The organism is Arthrobacter sp. GQ119 (assembly GCF_059759125.1).
This window is the reverse complement of record NZ_JCAXEA010000002.1, coordinates 37,290-49,885: the sequence shown is the minus strand read 5'-3', so window position 1 is coordinate 49,885 and position 12,596 is coordinate 37,290. Positions and strand designations below refer to the sequence as shown.

Sequence of the window (12,596 nt, the reverse complement as noted above, 5' to 3'; positions counted from 1 at the left end):
GGACCGTTCATGCAGCTCGGCTTGATCACTGACTCGCTAGGTGCCCGCCCACTGGAGCAAGTGCTCGACACTGCCGCTGGACTCGGCCTGGACACGGTGGAGATCGCAACGGGCAACTGGTCCGAAGCCCCTCATGTAAAGCTCGACGAGCTCGCCTCCAGCGCCACCGCACGCAATGCCCTCGCTGAAGCCATCAGTTCGAGGGGCCTCACGCTGAGCGCCCTGAACGCAAATGGCAACCAGCTCCACCCGGTCACTGGGAGCGCCCATGACGGCGTTGTGCGGGACACCATCAAGGTGGCCTCGGAGATGGGTGTTCCTACGGTGGTGCTGATGTCCGGGCTCCCCGGTGCCCGCGGCGAGCAATCGCCGAACTGGATCACCACGTCGTGGCCCCCGGAGACTCTCGAAATCCTCGAATACCAGTGGTCCGACGTCGCAGCGCCCTACTGGGTGGAACTCTCTGGCTTCGCACGTCGCCTTAACGTCCGTCTTGCCGTCGAAATGCACGGGCGGCAGCTCGTCTTCAACGTAGCCACCTTGAAGCGGCTCCAGGGCATTGTTGGCGACGATGTTGTGGGGGCTAACCTTGATCCTTCGCATCTTATGTGGATGGGCGCAGATATCCTGGCGGTCATCCGCGCGCTCGGCTCATCGATCTTCCATGTGCACGCCAAGGACGCACGAATCGAAAGACCCAACACGGCAGTCAACGGCATCCTCGACACCCTGCCCCCGGCCCGCACCGCGGACCGTTCATGGAACTACGTCACCCTCGGCCTCGGCCACCCGGGCGGGGCTGCTTTCTGGGCAGACTTCGTCTACACCCTCCAGTCCGTCGGCTACACCGGCCCCCTGAACATCGAGCACGAGGACGTCATCGTGAACTCGGGCGAGGGTGTTCGCAAATCTGCCGAGCTCCTACGTTCCGTGGTGCTCCGCGATGCACCGGACTGGGCCCCCGCACGGATCTGACCTCCCCACCACCAAAGGGACAGCACAAGCAAACGACGACGTCTCCCGCTCTCCGCAAGCAAGGAACCGCAACGTCTTCCGACCCCAAATGCGACTTATCATTCTCGCTCCGATCAGAAGCAGCGGGATGCTGCGGGTTAGCGGAAATTTCGGCATGAAGAAAGGACACTACGAGATTTCAGCGGCGATTGCCCGTCAAGGGATCCTGGCGAAGGCCAACGCTGGCCCCAGCCGAACCATACTCGCAGACGGATTTTCCTGCCGCACTCAAATCAAAGACCCTGCCGGTCTGGACGGTCTGCACGTCGTACAGCTTCTGGCCTCAGCACTCCGCCCGGAGCGGCCTCGCAATTAATCGCACCTCAGGGCATGCTTCACGACAAGGGGTCACGGCACGTCAAGACCTGCCGTCTTGAACAAGCCCCTGAGTCCCAAGCCAGCCAGCAGTAGAACCTGCCAGGGAGGGACTCGCATTACCGGTTGTTCGAAACCGCTGGAGTACACCCCAACCTGACGATATATACCCGAATGTCTTGACGTTCTCCTGGGAAGGCCCTAGAACTCAAGCTGACAGGTCGACGGGTTTGGAGGCATCTGTGGCTGGACAGCGGATTGGGTATGTGCGCGTGAGCACCCTGGACCAGAACGAGAAACGCCAGCTCGACGGCCAGATTCTGGACCGGGTTTTCAGCGACAAGGCCTCGGGCAGGGACGCGTCCAGACCGGAGCTCACTGAGCTGCTGCGCTTCGCCCGTGACGGGGACACCGTGGTGGTGCACAGCATGGACCGGCTCGCCCGGAACCTGGATGATTTGCGTTCACTGGTCCAGGGCTTCACGCGTAAGGGCGTGCGCGTGGAGTTCATTAAGGAACAGCTGGTCTTCACCGGGGAGGACTCCCCCATGGCCAACCTCATGCTCTCGGTGATGGGTGCCTTCGCGGAATTCGAGCGCTCCCTGATCCGGGAGCGGCAGCGGGAAGGCATCGCCCTGGCCCAGCAGCGCGGCGCCTACAAAGGGCGGAAAAGGACCCTCACACCGGAACGGGCGGCTGAACTGGTGCAGCGTGCCGACAACGGGGTCCCGAAATCCGTCCTTGCCAGCGACTATGGCATCAGCCGGGAAACTGTGTACCAGTACCTCCGCCAAGCCAAACTTTCCTGAAGCCCTCCCCTGCCGATCCGGCCGCCAGCCATTGGTGGAAAAGGCACAGGCTGACGGAATGATGGTTCGGTGTTTCGACAGACCGTCGTTAGGCGAAAGAATCGCGCATCTGCTCCTGGTTTCCGCCGCCTGCTGACCGGTCGGGCGTGGTCCGGCCGCGAGTCTCCATTCCAAAATTTCGCTCCACGGCAATAGTGCTTTGCGCCTGATGTCGCTTCGGCCGTGTCAACGATGGCAGGTGAGTAGTGGTGAGCCCTTTGGCACTACCCACCGCCGTTGAACCATAAGCCTGTAGGTGCGAGATCGTGTGATGCTGCTCATGGAAAACTCTTGACAACCTTGTACAACTCTTTCCATACTTGGGGAGAAGAGTTTCAAGGGAGCAACTGGAGGACCGATGCCGGCAAAACTTACTGACGTCGCAAAGCTCGCGGGCGTCTCGCTCGCTACGGCGTCACGCGCATTCGGGGATCCCGGCCGGCTGGCTGCGGAAACGCGGCAGAAGGTCATGGATGCCGCCGTCCAACTTGGATACGACGTCCCGGGCCTGAACGGCAGCCGGACCTTCGGCGTTATTGTTCCGGATATCTCCAACGCAGTGTTCGCAGCCCTCATCAAGGCCGTTCAGGACCAGGCCTGGCACGGCCGCCATCGGATGGTCCTGGCGGATACCGGCGAGTCCTCCACCCGGGAGCGCGACCACTTGGAAGCGTTCTCCACCGGAGTCGACGGCATCATCCTTTGCTCTCCGCGGCTGCCGTCGGACCAGATCCATAATCTGGCCGGTAATGCACCACTCGTGGTGATCAATGGCGAGGCGGATCACGCAGCCCGGGTCCTGATGGAAGCGGGCGAGGGGATCCGGCAGGCGGTCGAGCACCTGCACGCCCTTGGCCACCGCAAGCTGGCCTACGTCCCCGGACCGGCCTCCTCGTGGGCCAACAGCCAGCGGCTTGCCGCCATCACACGCCTCTGCGATGACTGGGGCATCGAGCTGGTCACCCTGGGCAACCAAAACGCCACGGTCGACGGTGGCTTGGCCGCTTCCGCTTCCGTAGTCGCCAGCGGTGCCACCGCCGTCATCGCCTACAACGACCTCGTCGCCATCGGCGTACTGGCCGGCGCACGAACGCTGGGCTACCACTGCCCAGAGGACATCAGCGTGGTGGGCATCGATGACCTCGATATCGCCGCGGCCGCCGAACCCGGACTCACGTCAGTGCGAGTTCCTATCAGCCGAAGCGGTTCCCTAGCCCTGGAACTCCTTCTTGAACAAATCGCCGGAAAGCCAGCCGCCACGGAGGCGGTCCACCTCAGCTCCCAGCTCATCGTGCGCGGCTCGACCTCCGCCGCCCGCAACGCCGACCAGACCCTCCAGGGAAAGTAACCATGAGAATCGTCATCGCAGACTCCAACCTGATGCCCCAGCGCGCCACCTTCGAAGCGGCCCTGCCCGAAGGCACCGTCACGTCCTGGCACGAGAGCTGGAACGAACACTCCGTCCTGACCGACCTCAAGGACGCCGACGTCTACGTCGGGCCCAAATTCATCGCCACCATGGGGGCTGAAGCAAGCAACCTCCGGCTGGTGCACGTGGCCGGCGCCGGCTACGACGGTATCGACGCCGATGCGCTGCCGGCCGGGGCCATTTGCGCCAACACCTTCCACCACGAAGGCTCCATCGCCGAACACATCGCCACCGTCCTCGTGGCGCTGCGCCGCAACCTGCTCGGCCAGGACGCCGCCCTGCGCACCGGCATATGGTCCTCGTCCGTCTACTCCCCCGATATCCGCCAGCCCGAGACCCTGCGCGGTGCCGTGATCACCTTCCTCGGCTTCGGCCACATCGGCAGCGCCGCCTGGAAACTGCTGCAGGCCTTCGGCGCCGAAGGCATCGCCATCACCCGCAGCGGATCCGCCAAGGCAGATGAGCACGGACTGCGGTGGACCGGCACCACCGAGCGCCTGGGCGAAGCCCTCAGCGAATCCGACGTGCTGGTGGTCAGCATCCCGCTCGACGATGCCACCACCTCCCTGATCGGCGCGGCCGAGCTGGACAACCTTGGCCCGGACGGACAGATCGTCAACGTGGCCCGCGGCCCCGTCGTCGACGAGTCCGCCCTATACGAGGCCCTCAAAGACCGCCGGATCGCCGGCGCCGCCATCGACGTCTGGTACCAGTACCCCAGCACCGACGGGCGCGGTGAACCTTCAAATCTGCCGTTCGGCCGTCTCGACAACATCATCATGACGCCGCACTCTTCCGGCGTCACCGCCGAAACCTTCCGCGGCCGCGCACTCGAGATCGCGGAAAACATCACCCGCCTGTCCACAAAGCAGCCCCTCAAGAATGTAGTGATCTCCCGATGACCCGAAAAATCGTCGACGTCGACGTCCTCGTTACCAGCCCCAGCCGCAACTTCGTCACCCTCAAGATCACCACGGACGACGGCATTGTCGGCTGGGGAGACGCGACCCTCAACGGCCGCGAACTCTCCGTCGCCAGCTACCTCCGCGACCACCTCGCCCCCGCCCTGCTCGGACGGGACGCGGACCGGATCGAGGACACCTGGAACTACTTTTACCGCGGCGCGTATTGGCGCCGCGGGCCGGTGACCATGGCCGCCATCGGCGCCATCGACCTGGCCCTGTGGGACATCAAAGGCAAGGCCCTCGACGTCCCCGTCTACCAACTCCTCGGCGGCTCCGCCCGGGACAAGATTCTCACCTACACCCACGCCACAGGCTGGGACCTCCCGCAGCTGCTGGACTCCGTGGACCGGCGACGCGAACAGGGCTTCCGTGCCGTCCGCGCCCAGTCCGGCGTCCCCGGCCTGGACAAGGTCTACGGCGTCACCAAGGGCGCCGCGAGCTATGAACCGGCCGGCCGCGGGGCCGGACCAGTTGAAGAAGACTGGGACACCTCGGCCTACCTGCGCCATGCACCCAAGGTTCTCGCCGCTGTGCGTGAGCACGTGGGCCCGGAACTGAAGCTGCTCCACGACGTCCACCACCGGCTCAACCCCACCGAAGCGGCCCGCCTCGCCAGGTCCCTGGAGGCCGTCGACCTGTTCTGGCTTGAAGACGTTACCCCTGCTGAAAACCAGCGGCTGCTGCGCACCCTGCGCCAACAGACCACCATCCCCCTGGCCATCGGCGAAGTCTTCAACACCATCTGGGACTGTGAACTGCTCATCACCGAACGGCTCATCGATTTCATCCGTACAGCCGTCGTCCATGCCGGAGGCATCTCCCACGTCCGCAAAATCCTGGCGCTGGCGGAGGTCTACCAGATCAAGGGCGCCCCGCACGGGCCCTCGGACGTCTCCCCGATCAATCTCTCCGCATCCCTCCACCTCGGGCTGGCGACCACCAACTTCGCCATTCAGGAGTACATGGGCTACGACCCGCTGGTGTCCGAAGTCTTCCAGTCGAGCTTCCGCTTCGAAGACGGCTACCTCCACCCCGGAGAAGAACCCGGCCTCGGAGTCCACGTGGACGAAGCAGCAGCAGCCCGGTTCCCCTACAAACAGGCGTACCTGCCCATCGCCCGCGAGCTCGACGGCTCCATGAAGGACTGGTAAAAACATGAACCCCTCCAGCATCCCGCAGCTCTCCGCTGCCCTCCCGGGAATCCTGCGACGAAACGCCGCCCCGGCCCCCGGTATCGTCCACCTCGGACTGGGCAACTTCCACCGCGCCCACCAGGCCGTCTACACCGACGCCGCCGTCACCGCCGACGGCGGAGACTGGGGCATCATCGGTGTTTCGAGCCGCTCATCCGCGGTCCCGGACGCCATGCACACCCAGGACATGCTCTACACAGTGGTAGAGATTTCGCCGGAAGGTTCAAAGTTCTCGGTCCCTCGGGTCCACAGCGACGCGTTCACGGCAGCGAACAATCCGGACCGTGTGCTTCAGGTCATCGGCGACGCCGCGACGCGAATCGTCTCCCTGACGGTCACCGAAAACGGCTACCACTACACCCCAGCCACGGGCTCCTTGAACCTGCAGGACCCAGCCATCCGCCACGACCTCGAAAACGCAGGAACTCCCCGGACACCCATCGGACAAATCGTCCGCGGCCTGCAGCACAGGGCCAGCACACATGCACAACCGGTGACAATCCTCAGCTGCGACAACCTTGCCGATAACGGCCACCACACCGAGCGCCTGATCAGAGAGTTTGCCTCACAACTCTCCCCCGCTGAAGCCACCGAAACACTGGCCTTCATCGACACCTGCACCAGTTTTCCGTCCTCCATGGTGGACCGTATCGTGCCGGCAACAACAGAGCACTACCGCAACCTCGTCGCAGCCGAGACCGGGTACACCGATCGCATCCCGGTCCCGGCCGAGCCCTTCACGATGTGGATCGTTGAAGACAACTTCATCGCCGGACGACCGGCCTGGGAAGCCGGCGGCGCCGTGTTCTCCAGTGACGTCGCCGGGTACGAACAGCTCAAAGTCCGGCTGCTCAACGGCACCCACTCCCTGATCGCATACCTCGGAGCCCTCTCCGATGCTGTCACCATTCCCGATTCCGTCGCCCACACCCACATCGAACTGGCGGCCCGCTCGGTGCTGAGAAACGAATACCTTCCCAGCGTCTCGGTACCGGCCGGCGTGGACGTGGACGCCTACGAAGAACAGCTCTTTTCCCGCTGGCGGAACACCGCGCTGGGCCACCGGACCAGCCAGGTCGGCTCCGACGGATCGGTAAAACTCCGTCAGCGCATCCCGCTTCCGGCACTGCAGATGCTGGAAACAGGGCACATGCCACACCTGCTGGCACTGACCACAGCCGCCTACCTGACCTGCATCGCGCCGCTGAGCGGGTTCCACCCCGGCCCGCAGGCCGCTGCCATGGAAGACCCGGCCCGGGCGCTGCTCTCCACACTGGCAGCCCAGTCCCGCTCCGGCCAGGACCTGGCCGAGCGGGTGCTCGCCGAACATCACCTCCTTGGTGAGGAACTGGCGGGCCAGACCGGCTTCATCAAGCGCACGGGCGAACTCATCGACACCCTCCACGCCCATGGACCCATCGCCGCGATCGCCGATGCCGGCACGCCCTCACACCCTTACGCAGCCACCCGGAGCACACCATGACCAGCCAAATCCTTGCCCCTGAGGCCCGCACTGAACTCCCCACGACCACCGAAGCCGCCGTCCTCCATGCGGCCTTGGACATCCGCATCGAAAACAAATCCCTGCCACCGCTCGGCCCCACAGATGTCCTGGTCGAGATGCGCTCCGGCGGCATCTGCGGTTCCGACATGCACTACTACGCGGACGGTCGTAACGGCACCAACATCCTGACCCAACCCACAGTGCTGGGACATGAAGGCGCGGGAATCATCATCGCCGCGGGGCCACAGGCCACCCTAGCCGCAGGTACCGCCGTCGTTATCGAACCGGCCCTCCCCTGCCATGACTGCCCCACCTGTCTTTCAGGCCGGTACAACCTCTGCCCGTCCGGTACCTGCTTCGGCTCACCGCCAACTGACGGGCTCTTCGCCCGCCACGTCGTGGTCCCCGCAGCAGCCCTCCACCCGTTGCCCGACGCGGTCCCCGCCGAAATCGGCGCCGCCATCGAACCGCTCGCCGTCGCCGTCTGGGCTGTCGAACGGGCCCAGATCCAACCCGGACACCGGGTACTCATCACCGGCGCCGGCCCCATCGGGCTGCTGGTATCCCAAGTCGCAGCCGCCAAGGGGGCAGCGGAGATCGTGGTGACAGACGTGAACGATGACCGGCTCGCCGTCGCCGCCACGTTCGGGGCAACCCGCACCATCAACACCGCCACGGCTCCCCTGGACCTGGAAAACATGGACCGCCTGATCGAGTGCTCCGGCAACACCCTCGCCCTGGCCGCGGGCATCCGCACCCTCGCGCCAGCCACCCGCGCCACCGTGGTGGGCCAGGCCAGGCCAACCGTGGACGGGATCCCGCTCGGATTCCTCCAGCGCTACGAAATCGACCTGGTAACCGCCTTCCGCTACGCCCACGCCTTTCCCACCGCGATCAAACTCGCCGCCTCAGGAGCAGTAGACCTGGCATCCATCATCACCAGCACCTACCCGCTCGAAGACGCCGCAACCGCACTCACCGCCCCGGTAACCGACCCCACCAACCTCAAAGTCCTCATCACCTACTGACACCACAGGGTCCCCGCGCCGAAGGCGTGCGCGGATCCCTACATGCAGAAGCATCCATTCAAAGGAGTATGGAAATGACCACAGCAGCACACATTCCACACCAGGAACCGGACCAAAGCAAGGTCCGCAAAGCAGCCCTTGCAGGCCTCATTGGCACGACACTGGAACTCTATGACTTCGTCATCTACGGCACAGCGGCAGCCCTCGTATTCGGACAACTCTTCTTTCCCAACGAATCCCCCGCCGTCGCCATGATCGCCAGCTTCAGCACCTTTGCCGTTGGCTTCCTGGCCCGTCCCCTCGGCGGAATCTTCTTCTCGCACTACGGGGACCGTCTCGGCCGCAAATGGGTCCTCGTCACCACCTTGCTGATCATGGGCGGCGCCACGTTGCTCATCGGCCTGTTGCCCACCTACGACCAGATCGGCGTTTGGGCTCCGATCCTCCTCGTCCTCTGCCGGGCCGGCCAAGGCTTCGGCGCCGGCGCCGAACAATCCGGAGGTGCAACCCTGCTCACCGAATCCGCCCGAGTCGGCACCCGGGGCAAGGTGGCATCACTCATCATGGTCGGCGCCGCAGCAGGAACCGCCCTCGGCGCACTCGTCTGGATGGCCGCTCAGGCACTCGCCCCGGACGACATGATGAACTGGGGCTGGAGGCTCGTTTTCCTCTCCAGCATCTTCGTCACCATCGCCGCCATGATCATCCGGCGCAAGCTGGATGAATCCCCGGTCTTCGAAGAAATTAAGCAAACCCGGGAAGAACCGCCCGCTCCGCTCAAGGAGGTTGCGAAGTTCGGCAAGGCCAACGTCCTTCGTGTCACGATGATGACGTTCGGCGTCAGCGCACAGTCCTACACCATCCAGGTCTTCATGGCGACCTACCTGATCTCCGTCGTCGGTACAGATCCCAAATTCATCCCTCAGGTACTGCTGATCGGCGCACTTTGCGGCGGCGTGGCAGCGGTGGCTTTCGGAATGCTGTCGGACAAGATCGGCCGCCGCCGCGTCGTCTCGATCATCACCGGAGCGCTTGTTCTCTTCCCGGCACCGGCCTTCATGCTTCTCACCACCGGGTCTCCCGTGGCCATCATCCTGGTGATGGTTGTCGGCTTCATGCTGGCCTGCCAGGGCGTCGTGGGCGTGCACATGAGCTACTTCCCGGAAATCTTCGGCAGCCGCTACCGCTACGCCGGCGTCACCCTCGGCCGCGAATTCGCCTCAATCATCGGTGGTGGCGTTGCCCCGATGATCTGCGCCGGACTCCTGGCACTCTTCAGCAACTCCTGGATCCCGGTTGCCATCTACATGTCCCTGGTCATGCTCGTCAGCTTCATCGCAACGAGGATGACGCCGGAAACCCTCAACCGCGATCTCACGGACCCCGAGGATGCCCGGTGGAACAACAAGACCACCGCAGAGCACGCAGCCACGGCAGAAGTGACGGCCCCGCAGCACGCCAAGTAAATCGTTCCCACAGCCCGACGGCGGCGGCATCCGCCGCCGTCGGGCACCATTTTCCCCGCCTGACCACTAAAGGAACCTCCATGCAGCGCCTCGATGACCAAGGCACCTTCTTCCGCCCGGCCCCGTCCGCGATCCTCGACACCACCCGGGTCGTGGCGGTCCTCCGCGCCGCTCATGCCTCTGAATGTGCTCCCGTCATCGAGGCGCTGCAGCGCGGCGGCGTCCTGAGCATCGAACTGACCCTGAGCACGCCCGGAGTTTGGGATGAACTGCCCCTCCTCCAGGAAAGGTTCGGGGACGCACTGGAAATCGGCGTCGGGACCGTCACCGCGGTAGCTGAAGCGGAAATTGCCCTTGACCTTGGCGCAGCCTATCTCGTCACCCCAGTCACCGACCCGGACGTCATCACCGCCTGTGTCCGCCGCGGTGTCCCCGTCTACCCCGGCGGCCTGACGCCCACCGAACTCCATACCGGGTGGAAACTCGGCGCCACCGCCGTCAAGGTCTTTCCGGCCTCCACCGTTGGCCCCGGCTATGTTTCTCAGCTGCGAGGCCCGTTCCCTGACATCCAGGTCATCCCGTCCGGCGGCGTGAACATCGACGACGTTCCTGGCTGGATCAGGGCAGGAGCCCTTGCAGTCAGCCTGGGCGGGCCCTTACTGGGGGACGCCTTCAAAGGCGGAGACCTGCAGGAGCTCACGGCCAGGGCCCGGCTCGTCCGCGAACTGGTGGACAAAACCGCAGACGAACTTGGTGCCAGCCAGTGAACGCAGCGCCGTATGTCCTGACCTTCGGTGAAACCATGGCGCTGATGCGCGCTGACCAAGTCGGCCCCCTCGCCCATGCCTCCACCCTCAGCCTTGGCATCGGGGGCTCGGAATCCAACGTCGCCATCGGCCTTCAGCGGCTTGGCGTGCAGGCCGTCTGGTGCGGACGCGTCGGCTCGGACTCACTGGGAAATCTGGTCGAACGCGAGATCCGCGCCGAAGGCGTCGATGTCCGCATCGCCGTCGACCCTGCCGCCCCCACCGGGCTAATGATCAAAGAACGCAGGACTCCGTCCACCCAACGCGTCAACTACTACCGAGCAGGCAGCGCCGGATCCGGAATCAAACCCGAAGACATCAATGAACAGTTAATTGCTAACGCCGCCCTGCTGCACGTCAGCGGCATCACCCCCGCACTCTCCCCTCAAGCGGAGGCGACGCTCAGATACGCAGTGGAAACAGCAAAAACCCACAACGTAATGGTTTCCTTCGACCTAAACTTCCGCGGAAATCTATGGTCACCAGAGAACGCAGGCAGCCTCTACCGCGACATCATCCCGCTTGCAGACATTGTCTTTGCCGGCGACGACGAAGCCGCCATAGCAGTAGGCCCAGGTGCACCCGAAGACCTGGCCCGGCGAATAGCTGCGCTCGGGCCAAGCCAGGCAGTCATCAAACTCGGCGCGGACGGCGCCTTGGCCCTGGTCGACGGAACAACACTCCGGCAGGAAGCGGTCACCGTAGACGCAGTAGACACCGTAGGCGCCGGAGACGCCTTCGTCGCCGGCTACCTCGCCGAACTCATAACAGGAAGCGGACCGCAAGAAAGGCTTAAGACGGCCGCAGCAACAGGAGCCTTTGCATGCCTCGTCCCGGGCGACTGGGAAGGCTTCCCCCGCCGCCACGAACTCCAGATACTCCAGACACGCGAGCCGGTGAGCCGCTAACGGCACCGCCGGCGCTCCCCCGGTGTCGTCCTGATGACAAAAAATGACAACCAAGGCGCTACACGACCTGCTCAGTCGGAGATCGTCCGGTTGGGTTACACCCCAACCTGACACCGGAGGCTTAGGCCCCGCAGTTTCTTCTGAAGGTGCCAGGCTCCAACCTGACAGGATGAGCTCTGGCGCTGTCGTCGGCTCGACAGCGGATCAGGGAGATGGACGCGAGCGGTCTGAACCAGGAAGGAGCGCCGGCTTGAAGGAGGGGAAGGCTCCTCACGGCCCGCCGCATGCTTAGTCTCCGCACGTCTGCTTGCTTGGCAGCGGAACGTGCTGGCAAACGTGCGTTTCGCGCCCTACTAATAAGCCCGAGCTATCTTCGGCTTGGCTCTACAGTTCCTCTCAGCAATAGGCCAGGGATCCATCGGGTCGTATTGGAAGCTGACGCTCCCAATGGACATAGTCGTCAGTGGTAAGCGCGGCTTCGTCGATGTCGATTCCCCAGCCGGGGCGGTCGGGGCGGAGTTCTAGGTGGCCGTCGGTCGGGAGGTAGGGGTCCTGGGCACCAGGTGGTTTCTTCGAGTTTGTATTCGAGGATGGAGAAGTTGCTGCAGGCTGCGGCAAAGTGCAGGTTGTGGGCGACTGCGAGTGGGCCCATGGGGTTGTGGGGTGCCACTGTGGTGAAGTGTGCTTCGGCGATGGTAGCGATTCTCCGCATTTGGGATATTCCTCCGACGACGCATATGTCCGGCTGGATGATGTCTGCTCCAGCGCCTGTGAGGAGGCTCAGGAACTCGTTTGCCGAGTAGAGGCTCTCGCCGGTCGCAAGGGGGACGTGAAGTTCAGCGCGGACTCTGTGCCATGCCGGGAAGTATTCGGGCCGGATGGGTAAAAGAGCGGTTGGTATGCTGCGAGGGCGTTGCCGAGTTGGATCGCTTGGTAGGGCTCGAAAATCTTGGCATGGGCATCAAAAGCGAAGTCCCAGGCGTCCGGACATGCTTCCCGTACGGCGGCGAAGTAGTCAGCCGTTTCCTTGACCACGAGCCCCCCAGCGGCGATCGTGCAGGTCTCCGCGGAACGGGCTTAGCTTGAAAGCGGTGAATCCGTATTCTTCGTTCAGTTCCTG

At 64.1% G+C, this 12,596-nt stretch carries 11 protein-coding genes; 10 read left to right on the top strand and 1 reads right to left on the bottom strand.

Features of this window, described 5'->3' with window-relative positions; translation table 11 throughout:
- Positions 1–9: 9 nt before the first annotated feature.
- From AC6CH3_RS02100 to AC6CH3_RS02055, 10 genes are all read left to right on the top strand, one after another.
- Entirely contained in the window at positions 10–975 is a 966-nt protein-coding gene (locus AC6CH3_RS02100) for a sugar phosphate isomerase/epimerase family protein (protein WP_498130880.1), read from the top strand.
- A 596-nt stretch (positions 976–1,571) separates the two neighbouring features.
- The gene (locus AC6CH3_RS02095) at positions 1,572–2,138 is read left to right on the top strand and encodes a recombinase family protein (protein ID WP_498130879.1); all 567 of its coding nucleotides are present in this window, start codon (positions 1,572–1,574) and stop codon (positions 2,136–2,138) included.
- Positions 2,139–2,535: 397 nt separating this feature from the next.
- Positions 2,536–3,525 carry a LacI family DNA-binding transcriptional regulator gene (locus tag AC6CH3_RS02090; RefSeq protein ID WP_498130878.1) on the top strand — a complete coding sequence of 330 codons (990 nt, stop codon included), beginning with the start codon at positions 2,536–2,538 and terminating at the stop codon, positions 3,523–3,525.
- A 2-nt stretch (positions 3,526–3,527) separates the two neighbouring features.
- The gene (locus AC6CH3_RS02085) at positions 3,528–4,508 is read left to right on the top strand and encodes a 2-hydroxyacid dehydrogenase (protein ID WP_498130877.1); all 981 of its coding nucleotides are present in this window, start codon (positions 3,528–3,530) and stop codon (positions 4,506–4,508) included.
- Positions 4,505–5,722: a D-mannonate dehydratase ManD gene (gene manD / locus AC6CH3_RS02080; RefSeq protein WP_498130876.1), complete on the top strand. Its 1,218-nt coding sequence runs from the start codon at positions 4,505–4,507 to the stop codon at positions 5,720–5,722. The genes AC6CH3_RS02085 and manD overlap by 4 nt, the downstream gene beginning before the upstream one ends.
- Before the next feature lie 4 nt (positions 5,723–5,726).
- Positions 5,727–7,247, top strand: coding sequence for a mannitol dehydrogenase family protein (locus tag AC6CH3_RS02075; RefSeq protein WP_498130875.1), 1,521 nt, complete (start codon positions 5,727–5,729; stop codon positions 7,245–7,247).
- Positions 7,244–8,296: an NAD(P)-dependent alcohol dehydrogenase gene (locus tag AC6CH3_RS02070; protein ID WP_498130874.1), complete on the top strand. Its 1,053-nt coding sequence runs from the start codon at positions 7,244–7,246 to the stop codon at positions 8,294–8,296. Before AC6CH3_RS02075 ends, AC6CH3_RS02070 begins: the two co-directional genes overlap by 4 nt.
- A gap of 74 nt (positions 8,297–8,370) precedes the next feature.
- A complete protein-coding gene (locus AC6CH3_RS02065; protein WP_498130873.1) occupies positions 8,371–9,762 on the top strand; it encodes an MFS transporter in 1,392 nt (463 codons plus the stop codon).
- Positions 9,763–9,842: 80 nt separating this feature from the next.
- A complete protein-coding gene (locus AC6CH3_RS02060; RefSeq protein WP_498130872.1) occupies positions 9,843–10,529 on the top strand; it encodes a bifunctional 4-hydroxy-2-oxoglutarate aldolase/2-dehydro-3-deoxy-phosphogluconate aldolase in 687 nt (228 codons plus the stop codon).
- Positions 10,526–11,476, top strand: a complete 951-nt coding sequence (locus AC6CH3_RS02055) for a sugar kinase (protein WP_498130871.1) — start codon at positions 10,526–10,528, stop codon at positions 11,474–11,476. Before AC6CH3_RS02060 ends, AC6CH3_RS02055 begins: the two co-directional genes overlap by 4 nt.
- Before the next feature lie 460 nt (positions 11,477–11,936).
- Here AC6CH3_RS02055 and AC6CH3_RS02050 read toward each other — a convergent pair whose 3' ends face one another.
- Positions 11,937–12,356 carry an enolase C-terminal domain-like protein gene (locus AC6CH3_RS02050; protein WP_498131134.1) on the bottom strand — a complete coding sequence of 140 codons (420 nt, stop codon included), beginning with the start codon at positions 12,354–12,356 and terminating at the stop codon, positions 11,937–11,939.
- Positions 12,357–12,596 lie beyond the last annotated feature (240 nt).

Excerpts from the sequence above, each read along its gene's own strand:
- AC6CH3_RS02085 (WP_498130877.1), top strand. The coding sequence starts at position 3,528 with ATGAGAATCGTCATCGCAGACTCCAACCTGATGCCCCAGCGCGCCACC.
- AC6CH3_RS02100 (WP_498130880.1), top strand. The coding sequence starts at position 10 with ATGCAGCTCGGCTTGATCACTGACTCGCTAGGTGCCCGCCCACTGGAG.
- AC6CH3_RS02090 (WP_498130878.1), top strand. The coding sequence starts at position 2,536 with ATGCCGGCAAAACTTACTGACGTCGCAAAGCTCGCGGGCGTCTCGCTC.
- manD (WP_498130876.1), top strand. The coding sequence starts at position 4,505 with ATGACCCGAAAAATCGTCGACGTCGACGTCCTCGTTACCAGCCCCAGC.
- AC6CH3_RS02065 (WP_498130873.1), top strand. The coding sequence starts at position 8,371 with ATGACCACAGCAGCACACATTCCACACCAGGAACCGGACCAAAGCAAG.
- AC6CH3_RS02060 (WP_498130872.1), top strand. The coding sequence starts at position 9,843 with ATGCAGCGCCTCGATGACCAAGGCACCTTCTTCCGCCCGGCCCCGTCC.
- AC6CH3_RS02070 (WP_498130874.1), top strand. The coding sequence starts at position 7,244 with ATGACCAGCCAAATCCTTGCCCCTGAGGCCCGCACTGAACTCCCCACG.
- AC6CH3_RS02075 (WP_498130875.1), top strand. The coding sequence starts at position 5,727 with ATGAACCCCTCCAGCATCCCGCAGCTCTCCGCTGCCCTCCCGGGAATC.